Annotated in this window: 25 protein-coding genes; 14 read left to right on the forward strand and 11 right to left on the reverse strand. The window is 71.9% G+C overall.

Annotation, left to right across the window (positions count from 1 at the left end; translation table 11 throughout):
- Nucleotides 1-78 precede the first annotated feature (78 nt).
- The 3 genes from OG570_RS32020 (at nt 79) to fusA (ending at nt 5786) form a co-directional block, all read left to right on the forward strand.
- Nucleotides 79-1725, forward strand: a complete 1647-nt coding sequence (locus tag OG570_RS32020; protein ID WP_326950283.1) for a PucR family transcriptional regulator — start codon at nt 79-81, stop codon at nt 1723-1725.
- A gap of 350 nt (nt 1726-2075) precedes the next feature.
- The gene (locus tag OG570_RS32025; protein WP_326952788.1) at nt 2076-3515 is read left to right on the forward strand and encodes a M4 family metallopeptidase; all 1440 of its coding nucleotides are present in this window, start codon (nt 2076-2078) and stop codon (nt 3513-3515) included.
- A 315-nt stretch (nt 3516-3830) separates the two neighbouring features.
- Nucleotides 3831-5786, forward strand: a complete 1956-nt coding sequence (gene fusA / locus OG570_RS32030; protein WP_326952789.1) for an elongation factor G — start codon at nt 3831-3833, stop codon at nt 5784-5786.
- A 49-nt stretch (nt 5787-5835) separates the two neighbouring features.
- On the opposite strand, the gene OG570_RS32035 is transcribed toward fusA, so the two are convergent.
- The 3 genes from OG570_RS32035 to OG570_RS32045 form a co-directional block, all read right to left on the reverse strand.
- Complete coding sequence (locus OG570_RS32035) at nt 5836-7041, reverse strand: cysteine desulfurase-like protein (RefSeq protein ID WP_326952790.1); 1206 nt, start codon at nt 7039-7041, stop codon at nt 5836-5838.
- A gap of 19 nt (nt 7042-7060) precedes the next feature.
- Nucleotides 7061-8182 carry an acyltransferase family protein gene (locus OG570_RS32040; protein ID WP_326952791.1) on the reverse strand — a complete coding sequence of 374 codons (1122 nt, stop codon included), beginning with the start codon at nt 8180-8182 and terminating at the stop codon, nt 7061-7063.
- 67 nt (nt 8183-8249) lie between these two features.
- Nucleotides 8250-8474 carry a hypothetical protein gene (locus OG570_RS32045; RefSeq protein ID WP_326952792.1) on the reverse strand — a complete coding sequence of 75 codons (225 nt, stop codon included), beginning with the start codon at nt 8472-8474 and terminating at the stop codon, nt 8250-8252.
- A 126-nt stretch (nt 8475-8600) separates the two neighbouring features.
- On the opposite strand from OG570_RS32045, the gene OG570_RS32050 reads away from it, so the two are divergent.
- The gene (locus OG570_RS32050) at nt 8601-9839 is read left to right on the forward strand and encodes a glycosyltransferase 87 family protein (RefSeq protein WP_326952793.1); all 1239 of its coding nucleotides are present in this window, start codon (nt 8601-8603) and stop codon (nt 9837-9839) included.
- Here OG570_RS32050 and OG570_RS32055 read toward each other — a convergent pair.
- On the reverse strand, nt 9790-10215 hold the full coding sequence (locus tag OG570_RS32055) for a DUF4383 domain-containing protein (RefSeq protein WP_326950277.1): 426 nt from the start codon (nt 10213-10215) through the stop codon (nt 9790-9792). The two genes, OG570_RS32050 and OG570_RS32055, sit on opposite strands and share 50 nt — an antisense overlap.
- Nucleotides 10216-10321: 106 nt before the next feature.
- Between OG570_RS32055 and OG570_RS32060 the strand changes: the two genes are divergently transcribed.
- Complete coding sequence (locus OG570_RS32060) at nt 10322-10771, forward strand: SRPBCC family protein (protein ID WP_326950276.1); 450 nt, start codon at nt 10322-10324, stop codon at nt 10769-10771.
- On the opposite strand, the gene OG570_RS32065 is transcribed toward OG570_RS32060, so the two are convergent.
- Complete coding sequence (locus tag OG570_RS32065) at nt 10753-11958, reverse strand: FAD-dependent oxidoreductase (RefSeq protein ID WP_326952794.1); 1206 nt, start codon at nt 11956-11958, stop codon at nt 10753-10755. The genes OG570_RS32060 and OG570_RS32065 overlap by 19 nt on opposite strands.
- Nucleotides 11955-12398 carry a nitroreductase/quinone reductase family protein gene (locus OG570_RS32070; protein ID WP_326952795.1) on the reverse strand — a complete coding sequence of 148 codons (444 nt, stop codon included), beginning with the start codon at nt 12396-12398 and terminating at the stop codon, nt 11955-11957. Before OG570_RS32070 ends, OG570_RS32065 begins: the two co-directional genes overlap by 4 nt.
- Before the next feature lie 77 nt (nt 12399-12475).
- Between OG570_RS32070 and OG570_RS32075 the strand changes: the two genes are divergently transcribed.
- The 3 genes from OG570_RS32075 to OG570_RS32085 all read left to right on the forward strand — a co-directional run bounded on the left by OG570_RS32075 (nt 12476) and on the right by OG570_RS32085 (nt 14907).
- Nucleotides 12476-12925, forward strand: a complete 450-nt coding sequence (locus tag OG570_RS32075; RefSeq protein ID WP_247052413.1) for a MarR family winged helix-turn-helix transcriptional regulator — start codon at nt 12476-12478, stop codon at nt 12923-12925.
- Nucleotides 12926-13009: 84 nt separating this feature from the next.
- Nucleotides 13010-14128 carry a DICT sensory domain-containing protein gene (locus tag OG570_RS32080; protein ID WP_326952796.1) on the forward strand — a complete coding sequence of 373 codons (1119 nt, stop codon included), beginning with the start codon at nt 13010-13012 and terminating at the stop codon, nt 14126-14128.
- A gap of 251 nt (nt 14129-14379) precedes the next feature.
- Nucleotides 14380-14907, forward strand: a complete 528-nt coding sequence (locus tag OG570_RS32085) for a hypothetical protein (protein WP_326952797.1) — start codon at nt 14380-14382, stop codon at nt 14905-14907.
- On the opposite strand, the gene OG570_RS32090 is transcribed toward OG570_RS32085, so the two are convergent.
- The gene (locus tag OG570_RS32090) at nt 14883-15818 is read right to left on the reverse strand and encodes an AraC family transcriptional regulator (RefSeq protein ID WP_326952798.1); all 936 of its coding nucleotides are present in this window, start codon (nt 15816-15818) and stop codon (nt 14883-14885) included. The two genes, OG570_RS32085 and OG570_RS32090, sit on opposite strands and share 25 nt — an antisense overlap.
- A gap of 83 nt (nt 15819-15901) precedes the next feature.
- Here OG570_RS32090 and OG570_RS32095 point away from each other — a divergent pair, with 83 nt between their 5' ends.
- Nucleotides 15902-16615 carry a class I SAM-dependent methyltransferase gene (locus OG570_RS32095; RefSeq protein WP_326952800.1) on the forward strand — a complete coding sequence of 238 codons (714 nt, stop codon included), beginning with the start codon at nt 15902-15904 and terminating at the stop codon, nt 16613-16615.
- A 50-nt stretch (nt 16616-16665) separates the two neighbouring features.
- On the opposite strand, the gene OG570_RS32100 is transcribed toward OG570_RS32095, so the two are convergent.
- Nucleotides 16666-17241: a hypothetical protein gene (locus OG570_RS32100; RefSeq protein ID WP_326952801.1), complete on the reverse strand. Its 576-nt coding sequence runs from the start codon at nt 17239-17241 to the stop codon at nt 16666-16668.
- A 348-nt stretch (nt 17242-17589) separates the two neighbouring features.
- On the opposite strand from OG570_RS32100, the gene OG570_RS32105 reads away from it, so the two are divergent.
- The gene (locus OG570_RS32105) at nt 17590-18657 is read left to right on the forward strand and encodes a hypothetical protein (protein ID WP_326952803.1); all 1068 of its coding nucleotides are present in this window, start codon (nt 17590-17592) and stop codon (nt 18655-18657) included.
- A gap of 16 nt (nt 18658-18673) precedes the next feature.
- Here the strand turns inward: OG570_RS32105 and OG570_RS32110 are convergent, their stop codons facing one another.
- Complete coding sequence (locus OG570_RS32110) at nt 18674-19210, reverse strand: EF-hand domain-containing protein (protein WP_326952804.1); 537 nt, start codon at nt 19208-19210, stop codon at nt 18674-18676.
- A 128-nt stretch (nt 19211-19338) separates the two neighbouring features.
- A complete protein-coding gene (locus OG570_RS32115) occupies nt 19339-19932 on the reverse strand; it encodes a TetR family transcriptional regulator (protein ID WP_326952805.1) in 594 nt (197 codons plus the stop codon).
- Between the two features lie 96 nt (nt 19933-20028).
- Between OG570_RS32115 and OG570_RS32120 the strand changes: the two genes are divergently transcribed.
- Complete coding sequence (locus tag OG570_RS32120) at nt 20029-20856, forward strand: SDR family NAD(P)-dependent oxidoreductase (RefSeq protein WP_326952806.1); 828 nt, start codon at nt 20029-20031, stop codon at nt 20854-20856.
- Between the two features lie 42 nt (nt 20857-20898).
- Here the strand turns inward: OG570_RS32120 and OG570_RS32125 are convergent, their stop codons facing one another.
- Nucleotides 20899-21900, reverse strand: a complete 1002-nt coding sequence (locus OG570_RS32125) for a glycosyltransferase family 2 protein (protein WP_326952807.1) — start codon at nt 21898-21900, stop codon at nt 20899-20901.
- A 178-nt stretch (nt 21901-22078) separates the two neighbouring features.
- Here OG570_RS32125 and OG570_RS32130 point away from each other — a divergent pair, with 178 nt between their 5' ends.
- From OG570_RS32130 to OG570_RS32140, 3 genes are read left to right on the forward strand one after another with little or no spacing between them, the layout of a single operon-like run.
- A complete protein-coding gene (locus tag OG570_RS32130) occupies nt 22079-23509 on the forward strand; it encodes an aspartate aminotransferase family protein (protein WP_326952808.1) in 1431 nt (476 codons plus the stop codon).
- Nucleotides 23503-24552: an NAD-dependent epimerase/dehydratase family protein gene (locus OG570_RS32135; protein ID WP_326952809.1), complete on the forward strand. Its 1050-nt coding sequence runs from the start codon at nt 23503-23505 to the stop codon at nt 24550-24552. The genes OG570_RS32130 and OG570_RS32135 overlap by 7 nt, the downstream gene beginning before the upstream one ends.
- 15 nt (nt 24553-24567) lie before the next feature.
- Complete coding sequence (locus OG570_RS32140) at nt 24568-25473, forward strand: UbiA prenyltransferase family protein (RefSeq protein ID WP_326952810.1); 906 nt, start codon at nt 24568-24570, stop codon at nt 25471-25473.
- Nucleotides 25474-25490: the final 17 nt, after the last annotated feature.

A 25490-nucleotide genomic window follows, 5' to 3' on the forward strand; every position in this document is an offset into this window, starting at 1 on the left:
TCGATTTCGACGAACTCAGGGGCTGATTTCGTCCGCGCCGACGAACTAGGCTGGCAGCGACACGCCTAGCTTCGGGAGGTGCTCGTTTCCGTGAACCTGCGCCCGCACGCCAGCCTCGGCCGCGTCCTCGACGACCTGGGCGGCACCCTCCTGGACCTGGTGCTCGGGGACGGCGACCGGGCCGGCGGCATCGGCGGCGTCGCCATCCACGACCCCCTCGACGAACCGGCGCTGCCGCAGCACGCCCTGGTGCTGGGCGTCGGCCTCGGCGACCCGGACGAGGTCGTCCGGCAGCTGCGGATCCTGGCCCGCCACGACGCCGCGGGGCTCGTCCTGCGCGCGCCGGTCACGGTGACAAAAGCGGTCACCGCCGCCGTCGAAGAGACCGGCGTCGCGCTGCTGTCCCTGACGCGCGGCGCGTCCTGGACCCAGCTCGCGGCGATGCTGCGGTCGCTGCTGGCCGAGGGCGACGTCGGCGACGCCGAGCCGGAGACCCTCGCCGGGCTGCCGTCGGGCGACCTGTTCGCCGTGGCCAACGCGATCGGGGCGCTCATCGACGCGCCCGTCACCATCGAGGACCGCCGCTCCCGCGTGCTGGCCTTCTCCGGGCGGCAGGACGAAGCCGACCCCTCGCGCGTCGAGACCATCCTCGGCCGCCAGGTCCCCGAACGGTTCGCGCGCATGCTGTCCGACCGGGGCGTGTTCCGCGAGCTCTACCGCACCGACAAGCCGGTGTACGTCGACCTGCCCGTCGAACGCCTCGACGGGCTGACGATGCCGCGCGTGGCCGTCGCCGTCCGGGCCGGCGACGAGATCCTCGGCTCCATCTGGGCCGCGGTGTCCGAGCCGCTGACCGCCGACCGCACCCAGGCGCTCTGCGACGCCGCTCGCCTGGTGGCGCTGCACATGCTGCGCGTCCGGGCGGGCGCCGACGTCGAACGACGCCTCCGCGCGGACCTGCTCAGCACGGCGCTCGAAGGCGGGGCCGCCGCTCGCGAGGCGCTGAGCCGGCTCGGCCTGGCCGACCAGCCGGTCGTCGTGCTCGCCTTGGCCGTGCTGGACAGCGGTGAGGCCGCCGACGCCGGCCTCGCCACCGAACGGCAACGCCTCAGCGACGGCCTGGCCATGCACCTGAGCGCCGTCCACCCGCGCTGCGCGGCCGCCCTCGTCGGCGACACGGCCTACGGCCTGGTCCCGGTGAGCCGCGACGCCGATGGCGAACAACGCGCGATGCGCATCGCCCGGGACTTCCTGGACCGGGTGGGCGACCGCGTCCGCGCGGTCGTCGGCATCGGCCCGGTGGCCCGCAGCGCGGCCGAGCTGCCGGAAGCGCGCGACAGCGCCGACCGCGCGCTGCGGGTGCTGCGCACGGGCAGCGGCGCGGGCCGCCGCGCCGCGCTGCTGGCCGACGTGCACGTCGAGGCGTTGCTGCTGGAGCTGCAGGACCTGGTCGCCGCCCGGGGTGACCGCCCGACCGGGACGGTCGCCCGCCTCTTGGAGTACGACGAGCTGCACCACGCCCACCTCGTCGAGACGCTCCGGGCCTGGCTCGACGCCTTCGGCGACGTCATCGCCGCGTCGGCCGCGGTCCACGTCCACGCGAACACCTTCCGGTACCGCCTCCGCCGCCTGGCCGAGGTGGGCGGCTTCGACATGACGGACCCGGAAGCCCGCTTCGCGGCGATGCTCCAGCTCCGAGTAGTCGCCCCACCCCCCACGTCCTGAGCCCCGCGGGCCGACACGCGTGATCCGAGAGCCGACACGTGTGATCGAAGGGTCGACACGCGTGATCGAAGGGTCAACTCGCGTGATTGGGGAGTCGACACGGCGGGCCGGGTCGGGCTTCGCCGTGTCGACCCTTCAATCACGCGTGTCGACTTCCTGATCACGCGAGTTGGCGCTCCAGTCACACGTGGTGCCTGCCGGGGTCGTCCGAAATGTCGGTGATTTAGCAACCGTTACCCAGACTCAGATGGTCAGTTACCTACTTTCAGCCGGTGTGCTCACCCTTCGGGGCATGTGAACCTGCACGGACTTCACGTCAGGTGATCAAACCTTCCACGGAGGTGTACCGGGTGTCACGCAAACGGGTCATCGTTGGGACAGCGACAGCGAGCGCTGCCCTCGTCGCGGTATCGCTGGTCGTGACCGGCTCGCCGGCGTCCGCGACCATCGCGCAGCCGTCGATGCGCGCGATGAACGCCCAGGCGATGCCGTTCGGCAGCGTGCTGCGGTCGCAGCAGGAGATCGGCGGGGTGCCGGTCTTCGGCGGGCAGACCGTCCAGGTCCGCGACAAGGCGGGCGCGGTGCTCGCCACGCACGGGCGGACCACGAAGAAGACCGAGGGGATGTTCCCGGCGAGCGACGCGGGGGCCGCCGACGCGGCCATCACCGACGTCGCGAAGCGCATCGGGCTCGCCAAGACCGCGCTGAAGGCCGACGCGCCGCGCGCCTACTGGTTCGACCCCACGCTCGGCGGGGCGAAGGGTGACAGCGTCGCCGTGCCGACCTACCAGGTCACCGTGCACGGCCAGAAGTTCCAGGACAAGTGGACCGAGGTCGTCAAGGCCGGCACGCCGCAGGTCCTGACCTCGTGGTCCGAGGTCCGCGAGGCGAACCGCGACGTCTGCGACGCCAACCGCAAGGTCGTCAGCGGCACCACCGACTCGGTCCGCTGCGGCACGGCGTTCGACGTCGCCCGCAAAGAAGGCGCCGCCGAGTCGAGCGTCGAGGACGTCAACCACGTCTACGACTTCTTCGGCCAGGCCTCGGACTTCTACTCGAAGTACGTCAACGTCGACCTGACCGGCTTGATCGGGGCCGACTACAGCGACGGGACCGGCAAGGCCCTGCGCGGCACCGTCCGGATCTGCGTCGACGGCGAATGCCCGTTCGCCAACGCCTTCTGGGACGGCGAGCAGATGGCCTTCGGCGAGGGCGTCACCACCGACGACATCACCGGCCACGAGCTGACCCACGGCGTCACCCAGGCCACCTCCGGGCTCAGCGGCGGCCAGGCCGACTCGATCAACGAGGGCCTCTCGGACGTCTTCGGCAAGTTCATCGGCATCACCTCGAACGACCCCAACGACACCGGCGGCAACCGCTGGCTGCTCGGCGCGGGCTCGTCGCTCGGCGCGATCCGGAACATGCAGGACCCGCGCTCGTCGCTGTCCCCGCAGCCGGACATGGTCAACGGCCCCGGCTGGGAGACGAACAACCCGGACGAGCACATCAACGATGGCGTCGTGAACAAGGCCGACTACCTGATCACCGACGGCGACACGTTCAACAACCAGACCGTGCGCGGCCTCGGCCTCGACAAGTCGGTCCAGGTCTGGTGGGGCGTCGAGAACACGCTGACGCCGAGCGCGACGTTCAAGGACGTCGGCGAGGCCCTCAACTCCTCCTGCGCCGCGCTGGCGAAGGCGGGCACCGCGGGCATCACCGACGACGACTGCACCCAGGTCGCCAACGCGGTGAAGGCGACGCAGCTCGACCAGGACCCCAGCTGATCCCGAGCTGACCCGCCGAAAGGCCACCCCGGCAATCGTCCGGGGTGGCCTTTCGGCTGTCACGGCCCGAAAACCGGTTGGTGCCCGGCGGGGCCGTCGCTACGCTGCCCCGGAACCGCACACCCGCGCCGAACGAGAGGAGCCCGCCATGCGTCCGCGCATCGCCGTCTCCCGTTCGCGCTTCGAGGTGATCCTGGTGTCTTCGGGCCCGCGGTGTCGGCCGCGCGGCTGACACCGGACCCGTGACAAACCTTTGTGGACAGTCACGCGGAATCGCGCTGCCCTGAACCGGATCTTCCGCAAAAGGACCGCACCGTGCGCACCTCGAACCTCGACAACATCCGCAACCTCGGCATCCTCGCCCACGTCGACGCCGGCAAGACCACCGTCACCGAACGGATCCTGCACCGCACCGGCGTCATCCACCGGACGGGCGAGGTCCACGACGGCACCACCGTCACCGACTTCGACCCGCAGGAACGCGACCGCGGCATCACCATCTTCGCCGCGGCCGTGAGCTGCGCGTGGGCCGGGCACCGCCTCACCCTCATCGACACGCCCGGCCACGTCGACTTCACCGACGAGGTCGAGCGCTCGCTGCGGGTACTCGACGGCGCCATCGCCGTGTTCGACGCCGTCGCGGGCGTCGAGCCGCAGAGCGAAACCGTGTGGCGCCAAGCGGATCGGCACGGCGTGCCGCGGATCGCGTTCGTCAACAAGCTGGACCGCGCGGGCGCCGACCTCGACGCCGCCGTCGAGTCGATCCGGCGTCGCCTGCACCCGGCGCCGCTGGTCGTGCAGCTGCCGATCGGGCGCGAGGACGGCTTCACCGGCGTCGTCGATCTGCTGCGCCCGCACGCGGTACCCGATGAACTGAGGGAGGAGGTCCGGCGACGCCGTCGCCGGCTGGAGGAGGCCGTCGCCGAGCTGCACCCGGTGGCACTGGACGAGTTCTGCGCCACCGGGACCGTCTCGGCGGAAACCCTCGAGAAGGCCCTGCGCGACCTGACCCGCACCGGCGACGGTCTCGTGGTGCTGTGCGGCTCGGCCTACCGCGACCGCGGCATCGAGCCGCTGCTCGACGCCGTCGTGGCCTACCTGCCGTCGCCGGCCGACGTCACGCCGGTGCGTGACGACCGGCCCGCCGACCCGGCGGCGCCGCTGGCCGCGCTGGTGTTCAAGGTCGTCGCGACGGCCACCGGCCGGCTGACGTCGGTCCGGGTGTACTCGGGAACGCTGCGGAAGGGGGAGCAGGTGCTGGACGCCGGAACCGGGCGCACGGAACGGATCGCGCGCATCCTGCGCGTCCAGGCCGACCGGCATGCCGAAGTGGAGGCCGCGGTGGCCGGCGACATCGTCGCGCTGGCCGGGCCGAAGGCGGCCCGCGTCGGCGCCACGCTGTGCGTGCCGGGCGACCCCGTGCTGCTGGAACCGCCGGTGGCGGCGGACCCGGTGGTCTCGGTGGCCGTCGAGGCACGCCGGTCGGCCGACACCGAGCGGCTGGCCTCGGCGTTGGCGCGGCTGGCCGAGGAGGACCCGTCGCTGGTCGTGCGGACCGACCCGGAGACCGGGCAGACGCTGTTGTCGGGGCTGGGCGAGCTGCACCTGGAGGTCGCGGTGGAGAAGCTGCGGCTGACGCGCGGCCTCGAAGTCGCCGTCGGGCGGCCGGAGGTCGCCTACCGGGAGACCGTCGTGCGCGGGGTGTCGGGGCTGGTTCACCGGCACGTCAAGCAGGACGGCGGTGCCGGGCAGTTCGCCCACGTCGTGCTGGACGTCGAACCGCTCGACGAGGGGTTCGAGTTCGCGTCGGCGATCGTCGGCGGGCGGGTGCCGCGCGAGTACGTGCGCGCGGTCGAAGCCGGCTGCCGCGACGCCCTGGCCGAGGGCCCGCTGGGCGGGCACCCGGTGACCGGCGTGCGCGTCACGCTCGTCGACGGCGCCACGCACGTGAAGGACTCGTCGGAGCCGGCGTTCCGCGCGGCGGGCCGGTTCGGGCTGCGGGAAGCGTTGCGCGCCAGCGAGATGCGGCTGCTGGAGCCGGTCGCTTCAGTCGTCGTGACGGTGCCGGACGACGTCGTCGGCGGCGTGCTCGGCGACCTCGCCGCGCGCCGGGGCCGGGTGGCCGGCTCGGCCGTGCGGGCCGGCACCGCGGTGGTCACGGCCACCGTGCCGCTCGCGGAGCTGTTCGGCTACGCGAACCGGCTGCGCAGCCGGACGCAAGGCCGTGGCACCTTCACGGCCCGCCCGTCCGGTTACGCCCCGGCGCCGTAACGGTCGTGAGTGCGTAACAGTGTTCTAACACTGTTACGCACTCACGACCTCAGCCGACGGCGAGCGCGGCCACTCCCGCCACGAGGCGGTCGACGTCGGTTTCCGTGGTGTACGGGGCGATTCCGGCCCGAACCGCGCCGACGTCGGCGATCCCGAGGTGACGGGCGGTCTCGATCGCGTAGAAGGTGCCCGCGGGCGCGTTGACGCCCTGCTCTGCCAGGAAGCCGTACGCCGCCGTCGGCGCGACGTCCTTGATCGAGAACAGCACGGTCGGCGTGCGGTTCCGGTCGGGTGCGCCGTAACGGGTGACGCCGGGGATGGCGGCCAGGCCCGTTTCCAGGCGCGTGAGCAGCAGGTTTTCGTGCTCCTCCAACGCCTTCAGCGACCGGGCGAGCCGATCGCGGCGCAGGCCGGGACCCTCGACGAGGTTCGAGAGGAAGTCGATGGCCGCCGTCGTCCCGGCCAGCAGCTCGTACGGCAGGGTGCCCAGCTCGAAGCGCTCTGGCACGACGTCCGTCGAGGGCAGCAGCTTGTCCGGGTGCAGCGTCTCCAGCAACGCCGGCGCGGCGGCGACCACCCCGAGGTGCGGGCCGAGGAACTTGTACGGCGAGCAGGCGTAGAAGTCCGCGCCCAGCGCGGCGACGTCGACGACCGCGTGCGGCGTCAGGTGGACGCCGTCGAGGTAGAGCAACGCGCCGGCGTCGTGCACGGCCGCGGCGATCGCGGGCACGTCCGGCCGGGTGCCGAGCAGGTTGGACGCGGCGGTGACCGCGACGAGCCGGGTCCGCTCCGACAGCAGTGAGGCGACGGCGTCCGTCGCGAGCACGCCGGTCGCTGGGTCGAAGTCCGCCCAGCGCACGGTCGCGCCGACAGCCTCGGCGGCCTGCACCCAGGGGCGGATGTTCGCGTCGTGGTCGAGCCGGGTGACGACGACTTCGTCGCCGGGGCCCCAGTTCTTGGCCAGGGTGCGGGCGAAGTCGTAGGTCAGCTGCGTCATGCTCCGGCCGAAGACGACGCCGTCCGGGGACGCGGCGAGCAGATCGGCCACGGCCTGCCGGGCCCGGGCGACGACGTCGGAGGCGCGCCGTTCGGCGGGGGTGACGAAGCCGCGGTTGGCGATCGCCGAACACAGCGTCCCGGCCACCGCCTCCCCGACGACGTCGGGGACCTGGGACCCGCCCGGTCCGTCGAAGTGGGCGGCGCCCTCGGTCAGCGCGGGGAAGCGCTCGCGGATCTTCTGCACGTCGTAGGCCACGCAGCCAGCATGCCGGGTATCAATGGAACTGGCGAGCCCTCGTGGGCACCGGCGGCGGGACCGCGGGCCGCTTGGGTGCGGGCGCGCGCAGGTGCCGCCGCAGCCGCTGGGTCGGTTTCTCGACGTAGGTCCAGGACAGCTGCCCGACGACGTAGGCGCTGGGCAGCGCCAGCAGGATCAGCAGCCACACCTCCCGCACCCCGGCGAAGATGAACAGCTGCTGGATCGGGAAGCCCCAGATGTAGGTGCCGTAGCTGCCGTAGACCCACGGCCCGGCCGCCTCCAGCCGCTTCGGCCAGTGCATCGCCAGGGTGATCGCGCCGTAGGCCGCGCTGAGCGCCAGCGCGTACCGGCTCGCCGGCGTCTGGCTCAGGCCGAGGTAGGCGGCGAACAGGATCCACGCGTACAGCGGGCGGAACGGGATCTTGCCGCGGTAGCTGTGCAGGATCACGCCGATCACGAACGGGACCAGGAACGACACCGTCGACCCGATCGGCACGACCAGCAGCGAGCCGCCCAGGCCGTGCTGCTCGAAGGTCGCGTGCAGCACCGTGTCCGTGTAGACCATGCCGCCGAGGACCAGGAACAGGAACCAGCGCGGCATCCCGATCAGGATGATGATGCCGACCACGAGGACCAGCGCGTAACCGAGCAGCTCCATCGGCAGCGTCCAGAGCGCGCCGTTGACGGAGAACGGGTACGGGTTGCCGCTGAACACCCCGGGCAGCTCGTGCTGCATGTAGAACAGCACGGTCGTGCCGACCAGGTAGCGCCAGGTCTGGATGTGCGTCCAGTAGTCGTGCGCCGGCCAGGTCGTCACCAGCGGGCCGATGACGAACACGGTCACCAGCAGCACCACGACCAGCGGCGGCATGATCCGCAGCAGCCGCCGCGCGGAGAAGCGCCACCACGACGGGTCGCGCGCCCAGCTGTCCTGGATCTGGTAGCCGCTCATCGCGAAGAACCCCATCAGCGCGATGTAGCCCGGCGACATGTGCCAGGACGCGGGGAAGATCGTCAGCCGGTCCGGGTGCAGCAGCGGCATGCTGTGATCGACGATCACGGTGATCGCGCCGATCATCCTCAGCCAAGCGAAACCGATGTTCGGGTCGGCGTGAATCTTTGGCGAGGTCTTCGGCACGGTGGCCGATGTTAGCCCATCCGTCTGGTGGGGTTACGCCGAACGGGGTGGAAATCCCGGTTGCCCGTCACCGGCCCCGGTTGCGCGCGTGGTTGCGGGCCTGCCGCTCGTTGCCGTGCTTGTAGTTGCCCGTCGCTTTCGCCATCACCAGCTGCGGGTCGTCCTTCTCGACGGTCGTCAGGAAACGCGCCGCGGCGCCGCCGCGGAGGGTGCCGGCGGGACGGCCGTGGTGGGTGATCGTCACGGTGCCGCGCTCGTCGACGTCGTAGGCGAAGCCGCCCGGAATGCCCATCGGCCCAGGTTGGCCGGTCCGCTCACACTCGGCAACCGGATTTCCCCGGGGTGGATCCGGGGGATACCCGGATGGCGCAGTCGCGGGGAACCGCCAGAATGCGGGGGGAGACGAAGGGGGAGCGGGGTGCGGCGATGGCTGGGGAACAAGTACGTGCTGCTGGGGGCGCAACTGCTCCTGCTGGTGCCACTGCTGGTGTCGGTCACCGGCGGCCGGTTGCGGTTCCCCGCGTACCGCGTCGACCTGGACGTCTACCGGCTGGGCTCGGCGGCGCTGCTGCACGGCGACGCCCTCTACGGCACGCTGCCGCAGACCCAGGACGGGCAGTTCCTGCTGTTCACCTACCCGCCGTTCGCGGCGATCGTGCTGACGCCGCTGACGGTCCTGCCGTACTGGCTCGCCTGCCTCCTGCTGACGCTGCTCACGCTCGGCCTGCTGGCCGTGGTCCTCTCGACCGTGCTGGGCGCGCTCGGCGTGCTGCCGCCGGGGCTGCGTGGCTGGCGCCGGATCACGGCCGTGCTGCTGCTCGCCGAGGTGCTCGAACCGGTCCTGCGCACGGTCTACGCGGGCCAGATCGACCTGCTGCTGCTCGCGCTCGTCGTGCTCGACGTCCTCGTCGATACCCCGAAGTGGCCACGCGGCCTGCTGATCGGCGTCGCCGCCGCGGTGAAGCTGACCCCGGCGGTGTTCCTGTTGTACTTCCTGCTGCGCCGCGACACCCGCGCCGCGGTGACCGCCGTCGTGACGTTCCTGGCCGCGACGGCGCTGGGCTTCCTGCTCGCCGGCGCGGACTCGGTCCGGTACTGGACGGGCGCGCTCTGGGACACCGGCCGCGTCGGCGAGCCGACCTACGCCGGCAACCAGTCGCTGCTGGGCCTGCTGGCGCGGGCCGGCGTGCCGGCGGATGCGCGGACGGCGTGGTGGCTGCCCTTGGTGGCGGTCGTGCTCGTGCTGACGGCGTGGGGCGTGCGACGCGCGCTGGCCGCGGGGGAGCGCACGATCGCGCTCGGTGTCAACGCCGTCGGCGGCCTGCTCGTCTCGCCGATCTCCTGGACGCACCACTGGGTGTGGGCCGTGGTCGTGCTGCTCGGCTGGGCGGAGCTGGCGCGCCGCACCCGGCGCCGTGGCTTCGCGGTGTTCGCCGGGGTGGGCGCGGTCCTGTTCGTCGCGGGCCCGCAGTGGTGGTGGCCACGCGGGGAGCAGGTCGAGCGCCACTGGACCTTCGTCCAGCAGCTGACCGGGAACGGCTATGTCCTCTTCGGACTCTCGCTGCTGCTCACCGCGGTGCTGGTGCGGTTCCCGGGCCCGGAATTCCTCACCGCTCGCTCGGCGGTGCGTACCGGAGCCAGCCCGCTCCGAGGATGACCATCGCCGTGCCGAACCCCAGTGCGAGGCAGACGCCGGCGCCGTTCATCGGCATGACGTCGGTGACGGCGTCGGGCAGCGGGAGCAGGCCGGCGATCCCCAGTACGACGTAACAGATCCCGCCCACGAGCAGGAACCGGCTCGCCAGCCCGGCGGACCGGGTGCAGAACACGGCGGCGGCGCCGGTCAGCAGGTGCACGAGCGTCCACACCCCGGACACGGCGAACACGCCGAAGAGCTGGTTGTCGGTGGTGACCCCCGGGATCAGCTCGCACGCGCCGAGCACGAGGAACAGCAGGCCGATCAGCATGCCGATGCCCTGCACGGGGGCCGGTCCGGGTTTCGGCACCGGGGCCGCGGGTTCGATGGGCGTCATGTGATCCGGGTTCCCCGCCGGTGGCCGTGTCAATCGCCCCACGGGGTGTGGACGCACCGCGCGCGGGTAACCCGCCCGGGACCGCGAACGCCCCCGAGGAGCCCCGATGACCGAGTACCGGTACACCGCGACCGCCGACCTGCCCGCCGACGAGCTGTTCTCCTTCCTCAGCCACCCGGAGAACCTGCCGCGCTACTTCCCGGCGATGAAGGTCGCCGAACCGACCGGTGGCGAGAGCGTGCACGTCGAAGCCGAGGTGCACGGTCACCGCGTCGAGAGCGAGGCGTGGCTGCACACGGACGCGGCCACGCGCACGCTGACCTGGGGTGCCGAGGGCCCGGACGACTACCACGGCGAGCTGCGCGTCGCGGACGCCGGAGCGGCGTCGGCCGAGATCACCGTCACGCTGCACAGCGTCCGCGAAGCCGACGGCGGTGAAGTCCAGAAGGGCCTCGAGCAGACCGTCGCGGCGATGACCCACGCGGCGACGGCGGACGCCGACGTCGACGCGGCCGAGAGCCAGGGCGGCTGGGCGTCCTACGACGAAAGCCGCTGAGCCAGGACGGACTCGTCGAGCTCCGGCGGGTACGGGCCGTAGGCGTTGCCGCGCGCGCCACGGGTGCGCAGCGCCGGGATCGCGAACAGCGCCCGCAGGAATCCCGGCGGTGCCGCGCTCTTGCCGCGGGCGCGGGCCGCGGCGGACCGCTGTTCGACGCGCACCTGGTCGGCCTGGACGCGTTCGATCGCCCGGATCCGGTCGGCCTGGATCGCGGCCAGGTCCGGGGTTTCCCCTCGGCGTAACGCCGGGACCAGCCGGTTCGCCGCCGCGACGGCGTCCTGGATGGCCATCAGGATCCCGTTGCCGCCGACCGGGGAGATGACGTGCGCGGCGTCGCCGAGCAGCAGCAGGCCCGGCCGGTGCCAGCGCTCGACGCGGGAGATGTCCACCGACAGCAGCGTGGTCTGCGTGAAGTCGGTGAGCAGGTGCGCCCGGTCGGCGAGCCACGGCACGCGCTCGCGCAGGAACGCGCGGATCGGCTCGACACCGCCTTCGCGCAGCGCGGGGTAGGAGCCCTTCTCGATGCTGTAACCGACCTGCCAGTCGTGGACGCCGCCGAGGACGCCGACGTAGGCGTCGCGCCCGAAGTACAGGTCGAGGTCGGCGTCGCCCGGGTCGGCGGGGGAGCGCGGCAGCCGGAACCAGAGCAGGTCCGTCGTGGCGCCCAGCGACTTCGCCGGCAGCCCGGCCAGGCGGCGCACCGTGGAGAACCGGCCGTCGGCGCCGACGACGAGCGACGCCGTCAGCTCGCCGCCCCGGTAGCGGACGCCGGTCACGGTGCCGGCGTCGTCCTCCAGGAGCCCGGTGACCTTGGCGCTCGTGCGCAGGGTGAACGTCGGCAGCGCGCCCGCGCGCTCGGCGAGGAAGTCGAGGAACCGCACCTGCGGCATCAGCGCGACGTAGCCGAACGGCGTCGGGAGGCGGTCGTAGTCGGCGCAGCTGTACACCCCGCCCGGGGTGTGGAAGCGGAACGAACGCGCCTTGAAGTGGTCGAGTTCGAGGAGGTCGGCGGCCAGGCCGAGCCGGTCGAGCAGTTCGAGGGTGTACGGGTGCAGGGAGTCGCCGCGGAAGTCGCGGTCGAAGCCGGCGTGCGACTCGAGGACGGTGACCTCGACGCCGGCCCGGGCGAGCAGGTACCCGAGCACGAGCCCGCCGGGACCGCCGCCGACGACGGCGACACTCATCGCTTGTCCTTGTCCGACAAGCGGAAGACCGCCATGGCCGGCAGGTGCTCGCGGATCTGGGCGGGAGTCGCGTCCTGCGCGACGGGGAACGCCTTGATCGCCCACGGCACCGACATGGCCGCCAGGTACGTCGCGACGACCTCGGCCGCCTCCGCGCCGCTCGCCTCCTCGGCGTGGCACTCCTGACGTCCGGCCGCCGACAGCAGCGCGCACTCCGGCGTCTCGACGAGGTTGGCGACCCAGTCGCGGTCGCGGACGGGGGAGACGAGGTAGTGCCGCCCGGACCGGGCGACCACCGCGAGCGGGACCTGGCGCGGCGTGCCGGTGCTGCGGCCGCGCGTCTCGACCACGCGCAGCGCGTACCCGCCTTCGGGTGGCGTCTCGGCGGGGGCGTCGCTCAGCTTCGCCGCCATTTCGGCGTTCATCGCACGGATGTCCACGGAGGTGCCTCTCGTCGGGGTCGCTAGACAATCTAGCAACATTCGCTAGATTGTCTAGCGACCCCTAGGATGGCCGGGTGGAAGACAGCTCCGTCGCGTTGCGGGTGAACCTCGCCCTGCGGGAACTCCTGGCGCTCGCGCACGACGTGCAGCAGGCCCTCGCCCGGCGGCTCGCGCTCGGCCCGACCGACGTGCAGGCCCTGCAGCACCTGGCGGGCGGCGGGCCGATGGGCACCGTCGACCTCGCGCACGCGCTCCGGATCCGCTCGGCGTCGGCCACCGTGCTCGTCGACCGCCTCGAAGCCGCCGGGCACGTCCGCCGCGGCCCGCACCCGAGCGACCGGCGCCGGATCACGCTCACCGTCACCGACCCGGCGCGCGCCGAAGTCCGGGCGGCGCTGGCACCGCTCGTCGACGCGATCACTGCGCTCACCGACGGCCTCGAGCCGGACCACGCCGAGAGCGTCGCGCGTTTTCTGGGCGCCACCACGGAAATCCTGCGTTCCTACGCCGCCGGGCCCGGCTGACGTTCACTCCATTGTGTGGCTAGCCGGTCACGGCGAGTTCTTCTACGGTGGTTGTCTCCCTTCCCCCGGCGAGAGCGATCCCCGATGCCCGACGTGTCCTCGGCCCGCGCCGGCGTGCTGTCCAAACGCGCGCTGGTGACCGCGTCCCACGCGGTCGAACGCGCGGCGCTGGCCGAAGGCACCGGCGCGGACACCGTGGTGTTCGCGCTCTTCCAGCGGCTGCCGTACTTCGAGCGGGAGCGCGAGGTGTACGCGCGGATCGCACGGACGGCGGCGGTCACGGTCGTCGGCATGGTCGACTCGGGCCGCCCGGACCTGCCCCACGGCGTCACCCCGGTGCTGCTGCGCCCGGACGAGCCCATGGCGCGCGAGTGGTCGGTCGCGGTCCTGTCGCCGACGTTCGGCGCGTCGGTGGTGGCGCAGGACCTCGACGACGTCGACCCGCAGGCGACGTCGGTCGAGTCGGCGCGGCTGTTCCGCGGCCGCTGGGGCCTGCGCCGCGACGAGGCGTACGCCGAGATCGTCCGGCTGCGCGACGCGCTGGGCGACCGCCTGCCGCCCGCGGTGCGGCACAAGGTCGGCGAAGTCCTCGCGTCGGTGGCCGCGCCGGCGGCGGTCGACGTCGAAAGCCGGGCGGAGGCCGCGCTGCGGCACGTGGCGTCGCGGCTGGAGGCGCTGTCGCCGGTGGCCGCGGGGCCGGTCGACGCGGAGACGGGACTGGCGACGCTGGCGGGCATCACGCCGTGGCTCGGCGACGCGACGGACACGGTGCCGCTCGGCTTGGTGCTGGTGACGGTCGACGACCTGACCACGGTGGAACGCCGCCACGGCAACCGGATCCGGATGCACACCGAGCAGAACATCGCGGACCTGCTCCGTGACGGCCTGCGCCCGCTGGACCGCGCGGTGCGCCTGGGCCCGGGCGAGTTCCTGGTGGTGCAGCCGGTGGTGGGCCCGGACGAGCTGACCGACCGCAGCCTCCACCTGGAACGCCGGCTGGCGGCCCTGCACGCGACGTACCCGTTCGTCGACCTGCACCCCCGCACGACGACGATGCTGACCCGCCGCCGCCCGCTCCCGCTGAACACGTTGCGAAGCCGGCTACGCCACATCCCGGCGACGACGCTGTGGCCCCCGAGTCAGGGATCACTGCCGATAGCACCCCGAAGCCCAGCCACCCGCGGCGGCGGCTGGTTCCGCTGAGCCCACCCAGACCAACCGGCGGCGCGGGGTCGTGAGCGGGAAACAGTGTTCTAGCCCTGTTTCCCACTCACGACCGCCTCCGCGGCCATCCCGCCCCGCAGTTCTCCGAGGTCCGTGAATGCCACATTGCCGGACGTAGTGTCTCTCAATGCGACATTCACGGACTTCGGCTCCGGTCGCGGTTAAGTAACTTGCGTGTCGACCAACAAGTATGTGTAGGGTGGGTGGCGTACCGACGCTCAGGAGGAGCCGTGAAGTCCGAGTCGCGCATCGCGGAGCTCTTCGAGTGCTACCGGCCGGAGTGGTCGGTGCAGACGATCTCCGACAGTGCCGGAATGCCGGCCCGCTACTTGCAGTCGTGGGTCACGCCGGAGGCGACCGGCCGGCCGATCGCACCCCCGCCGAAGACCGTCCTGCTGCGGTTGGCGGCGGCGCTGGGTGCGGACGTCACGACGGTCCAGCAGGCGTTCACGGCCGTCTGGAGCACCCTCAACGGCGGTTGCTGGAACCATTTCGCCCCGGGCGACCGGGTAGTGGTGTTCGGCGAGCCCGACCCGGCGACCGGCAGCCGGCGAGTCCGGCGTGGAACGGTGCTCGACCCGCTTTCACCCGACCTCATCAGGATAGATTTCGGGGGAGAGGGACACGGGGAGTTCTCGCCGGCCAATCCGGTGCGGGTCTGCCACGTAGCCGGTACCTGCCAGTGCGTGGTGAAGATCTCGTCGAGAAAGCCCTTTCCCGCGACGAGCGATGGTCAGGGCCAAGCCCGCTGGGCGTGACGCCAGCGTTGTGGGGTGATGCCGTAGCGGTCGCGGAAGCGGCGGACGAGGTAGGTGGCGTCACGCAGGCCGGTCCGGGTGGCGATGGCGTCGAGTGGCAGGTCGGTTTCGCGCAGCATGCGCCGGACCTCGGTCATGCGCCGTTCGGTGATCCATTCGAGCAGGGGGTGGCCGGTGCGCTTGCGGAGCACGGTCGTGAGGTGTCCTGGGGTGTAGCCGAGCGCGCGGGCGACGTCCGCGGCGGAGACCGGTTCCCGGAACGTCGCCTCGATCTCGGCGAAGACCCGCTCGGTGAGCGGATCCGGCGCGCTCGGAGCGGATGGTGCCAGCCGCGCGGCCGCGACCAGGAGCCGCGTCAGCAGCGCGGCGACGGCCTCGTGGGCGCCGAGCCGGTCCGGGTCGGCCAGCTCCCCGGCCAGGTCCGCCAGCCACGCCGACCAGCTCGCCCGGTCTGGCCCGGCGACCCGGCCGGGCGCCGCGCCGGGGGCGAACAGGGCGAGCAGCGGGTGGTGGGTCCAGGCCAGCGGGGAGACCGAGGCCAGCGCGGGGACGGCGTCCGGCGTGAACGCGACCGACCACGCGCGGCTGCGGGCGAGTTCGGTGACGGCGGCGACGCCGATGACCTGCCCGGGAGGCACGGCGTGGACCTCGCCGGCCCGCAGTGGCCGTTCGGTGCCGTCGACGGCGAACGAGCCGCTGCCTTCTTCGACGTAGACCAGGACGAGGAAGTCGTGGGCGTGCCGGTGATCCGGCGGCAGGTGGGCGTGGGCGTCTTCGGTGTCGAAGCGGACCACCGAGACCGGCGGCACGCCGGGCCGCTGCCGGTGGCGGTAGACCGGCGTTCCGTCGGGTCGCACCGTGCGCAGCACCGCGGAGTGCCGTGACTCGTCAGTGCCCAAAGAATGTCCCACGCCGGCCAACGTACCTCCCGCCGCGGAACCACAGGATGTCCAAGACTGGAGGCAGACGACACCGACCGCGCAGGGAGCACTCCATGGCCACGACGGACGTACGGTTCTTCGATCAGCGCACCCCGCAGGAGCGGGACCGCTCGTTCCTGCCGGGCATGAGGAAGACCTGGCTTCTCCCGTTCTACGACGTCTTCACGCGGTTCGCCGGCGTCGGAGCGTTGCACGAGCGGCTGGCCGATCTTGCCGGCATCGAGTCCGGGCAGGCGGTGGTCGACGTCGGCTGCGGCACGGCCAACCTGTCGCTGGCGGTGCTCGCGTCCCAGCCGGGTGCCCGGGTGAGCGGTCTTGATCCCGACGGAGACGCCCTGCGCCGGGGCATGCGCAAGGCCCGCCGCCGGGGCGTATCCCTGACGCTCGTTCAGGGATACGCCGACCGGATCCCCGCCGAAGACGTGTCGCTCGACCACGTGATCTCGTCGCTGGCCCTGCACCACCTCGACGACGACGGGCGGGTGGCGTTCGCACGCGACGCGTTTCGCGCGCTCCGACCGGGCGGGCGGGTCACGATCGCCGACTTCGGCGGCGCCCCCACACACGGCCATGGCCACGGCCGGGCCCTTCGGCACCTGCCCCGTGTTCTACGTCATCGGGGAGCGCAGAACCCGGCCGTGGCCCGCGGCAATGGCGTCGTCACGCTGCTGGAAACCGCCGGGTTCGGTGACGCCGGGGAGATTGCGCACGCCGACCACCGGCTCGGCCGGATCACTTTCGTGCAGGCAACCCGTCCCTCGAGCTGAACGGTGCAAGCGGGCCGTCCCTCCGGCGGCCTGCCGGCTCGCGATACTGCTCAGGACACGAGCTGGCGCAGGGGTCCGTTGTCATCGGCGAAGTTGCGGGTGCTCATGGCCTGGACTCCGGCGTTGTGTTCGCCGTTGAACGGGGTGACCGTGCCGGGGCAGCCCGCCTTGACGGCGTCGGCGGGCGAGTTGAACCAGAAGCCGACGTGGAAGGTGTGAATCGGCGCAAAGGCCGGATTGCTTGCCGCGTCCTGGGGGTGGACCACCGGCGCCGGTGCGGTGTTCGGTGCCACCGCGAAGGTCTCGACGTTGAACCGGCCGATCACGGAGACCGACGCGGTGCCGTCGTCGCCGGATTCCAGGTCGCTCTGGTACCACGACACGCCGAACGGCGCGTTCGGTACCTGGGTGATGAACAGGTCGAAATCGGTGTCGGGCGGCAGTCCGGTCGCGCGCAGGGTCATGGTTTCGTTCTGTCCGTGCGTCACCACCCGTACTTTCGCGGTGGCCGCCGCGAGGCAGTTGGCGTTGGCGGCCACGCCCGACCGGACCATGGCGAAACTGATGCTGCTGTCCGCGGCGTCGGCCTGGGTGGTGACCAGGACTCCGGCGCCGAGCACGGTCACCGCGCCGACGGCCGCGGCTGCGCTGGGAAGTCTGCGAAATTTCACGGTGATCCTCCGGATCGTGGATTGCTGCCAGGTGAATGTCGTGATGCGGCAAGGGCTCTGAGCGAGGGGCGTGCACTTTGGCTCTCTCCCTGCGGATGTGCCGCTCACCCCTTGACGGTGCCACTCGCCGTCGACAATCCGTCGACAGTGCCGGTACCCGGCATTGCCAGGCCGCGACCGTTGCCGTGGTCCGGAAATGACTGACCGTGCCCGGGCCGGAAAGCACCGATCGGTCGAGAGTCAGGCCGGCGGCGAACCGGTAACGTCGGTGACCGGTTCGCCGTCGAGGGAGGGGCTTGTCCCGTGCCGTACACCCATTTCCGGTACATCGCCTACGAAGTGCCGACGGCGACCAACCGCACCGACATCGCCGGGCCGACGCTCGCCGGACTGCCACCCGGCGGTCTGTGCGACGCGATCCCCGACATCCCGGTGGCGGGCCCGCGCGGGACGACGGCCGACTGGTTCGTCCGGCTCCGCCGGCTGGCCGCGGTGGTGCACATCGCGCAGATGAACGTCCGCGACACCGACGATCCGTCGACGCTGAAGGTGTTCGTGGCACCGGAGTTCTACTTCCGGCCGGCCGACCCGGCCACCCACCACACCTACTCCACGGAGGAGTACCTGGCCACGTGGGACGCCCTGGACCGGATGTTCCACGCCGTGCGCCTCAAGAACTGGCTGATCGTGCCGGGCTCGGTGCTGTGGCACTCCGACACGATGGTCCACGGGCAGCGCACCTTCTACAACTCCGTGTGGCACATGCGTGGCGGCGTAGGGACCGGCGAGGCGCGGCGCATCGAAAAGCGGTTGCCGTCGGGGCTCGACGGCATCCCGATGGCCTTCGCGGTGGGGAAGACCGCCGAGCTGCAGGCGGCCTACGCCGAGAAGGAGCTGGTCCGGGAGCGGTTGTTCGAGGTCGACGCCAACACCACCGTGGGCGTCGAGATCTGCCTCGACCACGCGGGCTCGGTCCAGGTGCTCAAGAAGACGCTGGCCGAGCGCCAGGGCGACCCCACCGACAGCTGGAAGCGCGGCGGCCCGTCGCTGCACGTGCTCACCGCGGGCGGCATGCCGATCGTGCCGGGCTCGGTCGTCGCCCGCCCCGGCGGTTATCTCCTGCGCAACGACGGTTACGCCGACCCGCCGCTGTCGGAGCTGCGCAAGGTGACCGGCTACCGGCTCACGAGCGGCGCGCCGGCCCAGGCCTGGACGGACAAGTCGATCGCCACCCTGGAGCCCGATCCCGCCGACGCCTTCGAACTCCCGCTGCGGGGTGACACGCTGCTGGTCCCCGGCCTGCCGGGGCCGGGGACGTACGACATGCCGGCCCAGCGGCTGCGGATCTACCCCGCGAAGCCGTTGCCCTGAGCCCGGACGGGGCGGGTCAGCCGAGCAGCCGGATGTCCGACCGTCCGTAGTGGAACTCGCGGACGGCGATGACGAGTTCGTCCACGGTGAGGCGGCCGTCGCCGTCGAGGTCGATGCGGTCGAACGTGGCGTCGGAGTCGGCGTCGCTCAACCCGACCGCCGGACCGAGCCAGCGGCGCAGTTCCACCTTGCTCACGTACCCGTCGCGGTCGGTGTCGCACAGGTCGGCGATGGCGGCGATGGTCGGGCGGAGCAGGTCTTCGAACCCGCTGTCGCCGCGTTCGTACATCAGTTCGCGGTTGGCGGAGAGGTACTGTTCCTGGTTCATGGCGCCGTTCGGGCCGACGCCCGCGGCTTCGGCCTGGCGTTGGTACATCGCGAGCAGGGCGTCGCGGACGGCCCGGCCGCGGTCGCTGGTCGTGGTCTCGCCGAAGGCCTCGACGATGCGGCGGGCCTCCGCGTCGTAGTCGGTGCGATCGATGACGCCGTCTCCGTTGGCGTCCCACTTCTCGAATCGCTGGACTTCGTGCTCGGTCCTCAGGGCGGTGGTCATGGTTCGGAACTCTAGGACCGGTGGCCGGTATCGGGCAGTCGCACGAAAGGTGGACCGGATCGCCGACGGTGTTTCCCTGGCGTGTCGGCACTTCACGGACGGTGAGCCGACCCGGAAAGCCCGACGGCTCAACGGGGATTTCCCACGGCGCCCACCGCACGGTCGTACAGCTCGGCGAGGTCGGCGGCGCCGTCGGACTTCGCCCAGATCTGGCCGGCGACGTCGAGGCAGGCGATGGCGCTGGCGACGATCGCGTCGGCCGCCGGGTCGGTCGCGTCGTCGGCGTCGACACCCAGCCGGAGCCGGATGTTCGGGACGAGCTGCTCCTGCCACTGAAGGTGCTTCTCGATGCTGCGCGCCCTCAGCGACGGAGTGTCGTACATCATCTTGGCGATCTTGAGCCCCACTTCGGACTGCAGCCCTTCGCCGTCGACGCGCCAGAGCGCTTCCCGCAGCGCCTCCCAGGGCGGCACCGACACGGGGATGCTCTCCAGGATGTCGCGCACGAGCGCGCCCTGGTTCGCCAGATCGCCGAGGACGATGTCTTCCTTCGTCCCGAAGTAGCGGAAGAACGAGCGCCGCGAGATGCCCGCGGTCGCCGCGATCTGATCGATCGTCGTCCCGTCGAACCCCTGCTCGAGGAACAGCGTCATGGCGACGCGCGTGATCTCCGCGTACGCCGCCTGGCGCGATCGGGTCCAGAGGTCGTCCTGCTTGGCCATGGACGCGATCATACACCGAGCGCCAGTTTGACACTGAGTGCCAGGCAGGCATACGGTGACGTGGTCAGTCGGCTGATCAACCCCTGGGAGAACCCGATGCCGCGACCGGACTACCGCAGCCAGACCGTCATCGTCACGGGAGCCAGTTCCGGCATCGGCGCCGCGTTCGCACACGCCCTGGCCGCCCGGGGCGCGAACCTGATCCTGGTGGCGCGCCGGCTCGACCGCCTTCAGGAGCTGGCCGCCGAACTGGAGCGGAAACACCGGGTCACCGCGACGGCGATCGCGCTCGACCTCACCTCGCCCACGGTCGGCCCGGACCTGAAAGCGGCGGTGGCCGACGCCGGGCTCACGGCGAACAGCCTGATCAACAACGCCGGCTTCGGCACGTTCGGCGAGTTCGCCGGCGAAGACCCGGCCCGCCTGACCCAGGAGATCGCGGTCGACGTCTCCGCCCCGGTGCAGCTGAGCTCCGCGTTCCTGCCGGACATCGTTGCGGCGCAAGGCTTCCTGATCAACGTCGCCAGCATGGCCGCCTACACGCCGACGCCGCGGATGGCCGTCTACGGCGCGACGAAGGCGTTCGTCCTCAGCTTCACCGAATCGCTCTGGGCCGAGCTGCGCGGCAGCGGGGTCACGGCGTTCGCTCTGTCCCCAGGAGCGACGAGCACCGAGTTCAACGCCGTCGTCGGCACCGACGACGCCACCGCGGGAGCCAAGGCGCGCACCCCCGAGAACGTCGTCGCCACCGCGTTGTCCCACCTCGAGAGCCGCAACCCCGGCCCGAGCACCATCGACGGCCGATCAAACCGCATGGGCGCGACCTTCAGCCGTCTGATGCCCCGCCGGGCAAGCGTCACCATGATGCACCGGCTGACGGATCCGTCCCGCCGAGCGGACACGAAGAAGCACGCAACGGCTTGACCGCCCGGCTCCAGCAGCCGGGCGGGTCGTATAACGGCCTATTCAGGGAGTGGCCGGCTGCTCGTAGAGGCGGCGGAACGCCCGCGACGTCGTCCACTGCGCCACCCCGGCCACGGCGCCGGCGACGATCGTCAGGTTGACCAGGTAGTGCACTCCGGCGAAGAAGACGGTGAACGCCAGTCCGCGCTGCTGCCGGACGAACCCGTACATCCCGCGGTCGCCGGCGATCGAGGCGGCGATGAGCAGGCCGGGCGCGAGCAGTCCCCACGGGCCGGCGAACGCCGCCGCAAACGCCGGGATCGACGCCGCGGCGGCCAGGCTCGCCCACGCCCGCTCCCGCGTTTCGAAGCCGGTGGCGAAGTGCCGGGACCGGGCGTACAGCGGGATGCGCAGGCGGGCCCGGTGGAAGAGCTTGCGCAGCAGCACCTTCAGGCGCCGGTCGTGCGCGTGCTTCCCGCGCACCTCGGGGGTGAGCCGCAGCCGGTAGTGCCGCGACAACCGGTGCCCGAAGTCGACCTCCTCCGTCTGCTTGAGCCGCGGGTTGAACCCGCCGATCTCGTCGTGGACCTTCGCCGGGATCGCGCACAGCGACGGGAACAGGAACGACACGGTGCCCTGGGAGCTGAGTGACCAGTAGTGGTACTGCAGCCCGCGGTACTGCGCGACCATGGTGGGTTCGGCGAGCGGCTCGGGGTCCTGGATGCCGCACACCGCACCCGTGTCCGGCTCGGCTTCGAGGATGCGGACGGCGGTGGCGACCGCGTCCGGGGCGAGGGCGACGTCGGAGTCGACGTAGAAGATGACGTCGCCGCGGGCGCGGGCCCGGCCGGCGTTGCGTGCGACACCGCAGCCGCCGTTGACGCCGGTGGCGACGACGTGCGCGCCGTGCGCGCGGGCCACCGCGACCGAGTCGTCGGTGCTGCCGTCGTCCGAGACGATCACCTCGAGGTCCGGGTGGGTCTGGGCCGACAGCGCCGAGAGGCACTGAGGCAGCGTGCGGGCGCCGTTGTGGTTCGGCACGACGATCGAGACCAGCTGCCCCATGGCAGACCTCCAGCTGCTCGGTGAAGAGTGGCTTCACCAGTGCAGCCGAGGCGCCTGCCACAACCCTCTCACCGCGATCCCGCGCCGCCACCCGGGCCGTGAGAGGTCCGCGGAAGCGGCCGAGGAGAGCCCCCGCCCAGTGTCGGAACTCCTGACGCAATCCGACTGGGAGGGATCGATGCCGCACCTGATCACCCTGGAGCAGGCCGAACGGCTCGACGTCGGCGAGGTCCACGAGCTCTATCGCAAGTACGTCAACAAGTCGCAGGTCAAGCTGATGACGTCGTTCGGTTTCGGCCGCGAGCTGGTCGACCGCGCCGAGGGCGCCCACCTGCACACCCGGGACGGGCGCACCGTCCTCGACTTCACCGGCGGGGTGGGCGTGCTCAACCACGGGCACAACCACCCCCGGATCGTGGCCGCGCGGAAGCGCTTCCAAGAGCAGTCCCGGATGGAGGTGCACAAGACCTACTTCTCGCCGTACCTGGCGGCGCTCGGCCACAACATCGCCCAGGTCCTGCCGGCCGACCTGAGCATGTCGTTCTTCCCCAACTCCGGCGCCGAGGCGGTGGAAGGCGCGGTGAAGCTCGCCTACAAGTACCACCGCGGCAAGCGGGGCCGCGTGCTGCGGGCGGACATCGCCTTCCACGGCAAGCTGCTCGGCTCGGGCGGGCTCACCGGCGGCGCGCCGGACCAGTTCGCCTTCCCGACCATCCCCGGCATCGGCACGTTCCGATACGGCGACCTCGACTCCGTGCGCGACGCGATCGCCACGGCCCGGCGGCCCGGTGGTGGCTGCGACGTCTACGCGCTCCTCATCGAGCCGTTCAGCGCGTCGACGATGAACCACTGTTCCGCGGAGTTCCTGCACGGGCTCCGGGAGCTGTGCACGGCCGAGGACATCATCCTGATCTTCGACGAGATCTACACCGGCTGGGGCAAGACCGGCTCGATGTTCTACTTCATGCGCCACCCCGGGCTCGTGCCGGACGTCGTGACGACGTCGAAGTCGTTCGGCGGCGGCAAGTCCTCGATCTCGGCGTTCGTGGCGCGCGAACCGGTGTTCCGCAAGGCCTACGACAGCATGCGGGACGCCCTGCTGCAGAGTACGAGCACGACCTACTACGGCTTCGGCGAAGAGGCCGTGACCGCGCTGGAAGCCGTCGAGATCGCGGTGACCGACGACTTCCCGGCCCGCGCGCGCCACCTCGGGGACCTGCTCGGTCCCGGGCTCGAGCGGATCCGGAAGGCGCACCCGGACGAGGTCGCCGACGTCCGCGGCGCCGGCGCGCTGCACGGCGTGTTCCTCTCCGGCGGGCCGAAGCTGCTCGACCTGATCGGCAAGCTGGCGCCCGTTTCCCTGGCGAAGGACCCGTTGCTGCGGACCAAGCTCATCACGTGCGCGGTGATCGACGCGCTCTACCGCGACCACGACATCTACACCTACTACACGCTCAACGGCCGGAGCCCGCTCGTGGTGAGCCCGCCGCTCGTGACCGCCGACGCCGACGTCGAGCGCTTCCTCGACGCCCTCGACGCCGTGCTGGACCAAGGCATGTCCCGTTTGCTGACCCGTTTCGTCCAGGAGAAGGTGAGCCGGCTGTGGTGACTTCCAACCTGCCCGCGACCGTCGTCGTCACCGGCGCCGCCGGAGTGCTGGGCTCGCGCCTGGTCCAGCGGCTGCTCGACGAGGGCTGCCGCGTGCACAGCGTCGACCTGCGTGACATCCCGGCCGCGCCCGGGCTGCGCCACCACATCGGCGACGTCCGGGATCCCCGGGTGATCGCCGACGCGATGACCGGCGCCGGCGCCGTGGTGCACTGCGCCGCGGCGCTGCCGAGCTACCCGGCCGACGAGATCCGCTCGATCATCGTCGGCGGCGCGCGGAACGTGCTGGGGACGGCGGTTTCCGCGGGCGTCACGCGGGCCGTGCACATCTCGTCGACGTCGGTCTACGGCCTGCCCAAGACGGTGCCGACGCCCGAAAGCCACCCGTGCGAGCCGGTCGACACCTACGGTGCGGCGAAGGCCGAGGCCGAGGAGCTCGCCGGCCGGCTGCGCGCCGACGGGCTGTGCCTGACCGTCCTGCGGCCCAAGACGTTCGTGGGCACGGGCCGGATGGGCCTGTTCGCGATGCTGTTCGAGTGGGCGGCGGAAGGGCGGCACTTCCCGGTGCTCGGCCGCGGCGACGTCCGCATCCAGATGCTGGGCCTGGACGACCTCGTCACGGCCGTGGTCACCGCGCTGGTCGCACCGCGCGAGATCGCCGACGACACCTACAACATCGCGGCGGACCGCTTCGGCACGATCCGGCAGGACTTCCAGGCCGTGCTCGACGCGGCCGGGCACGGCAAGCACGTCGTGCCGATCCCGGCGCGGCCCGCGGTCGCGGTGCTCGGGCTGCTCGAACGCTGGAAGCTGTCGCCGGTCTACGGCCGGCTGCTGCACAAGCTGCTCGACGATTCGTTCGTCAGCACCGAGAAGGCCGCGCGCCGCCTCGGGTTCGTGCCGCGGCTGTCGAACTCCGAGGCCCTGCTCGAAGCCTTCACGTGGTGGCGGTCCAACCGCGTCCAGACGCCGGTGGCGCAGGGCGTGACCAGCCGCGAGCCCTGGCGTCAGGGCGCACTGAAACTCGCCAAGGTCTTCTTCTGACGGGGGAGGCGCCGGATGTACTCCCTGCAATCGCGCGCGGTGGCGGTTCGTTCGCGAACCGCCCTGCGGGATCTCTTCACGCTGGTCCGGCCGGGGCAGTGGCCCAAGAGCCTGCTCGTCGTCCCGCTGGTCCTGCTGCACCCGGCGGCGTGGACGTGGCCCCGGCCGGCGGCGCTGGCCGGGGCGGTGGGGCTGTTCGTCCTCGCCTCCGCGGTCGTCTACGTCGGCAACGACGTCGCCGACGCCGGGTACGACCGGGCTCACCCGGCGAAACGGCACCGGCCGATCGCCGCCGGGCGGGTACCGGTGCGAGTCGCGGTGGCCCTCGGGGCCGCGTTGTTCGTGGTGCTCGTGGTGGCCACCGCGGTCACGCTGCCGGTGCTGTTCGCGCCGCTCGGCGCGTACGTCGCGCTGAACGCCGCCTACAGCCGGTGGCTCAAGCACGTGCCGGTGGCCGAGGTGTTCGCGGTCGCCGCCGGGTTCGCGTTGCGCGTGCTGGCCGGGTACCTGGCCACGGGCGTACGGCCGTCGGGCTGGTTGCTGCTGTGCGTGTTCCTGCTCTGCTTCCTGCCCGTGCTGGGCAAGCGGCGGCGCGAGCTGGACCTGCCCGAAGCGCTGCGCCGCCCGGTGCTGCGCGGTTATTCGGCCGCTTTCCTCGACCAGCTGCTCGTGCTCGCCGCCGGGCTCACCGTCGTGGTGTTCCTGTTCTTCGCCCACGAACGCTGGGGTGCGCGGGCCGACCTGGTGCTGGCCGCGGTCCTGCTGCCGGTGCTGTTCGGGCTGTGCCGCTACCTGCACGTGGTGCTCGTGCAGGGCGGCGGCGCGGATCCGGCCCGCGGGCTGCTGCGCGACCGGGTGCTGCTCGGCAGCGGCGTGCTGAGCGTGGTGGCGCTGGCCGCCGCCGGTCTCCTGTCCCCGTAACGACTCACGCGAGGTGC

The sequence above is a fragment of the Amycolatopsis sp. NBC_01286 genome, from assembly GCF_035982555.1.
GTDB lineage: Bacteria > Actinomycetota > Actinomycetes > Mycobacteriales > Pseudonocardiaceae > Amycolatopsis.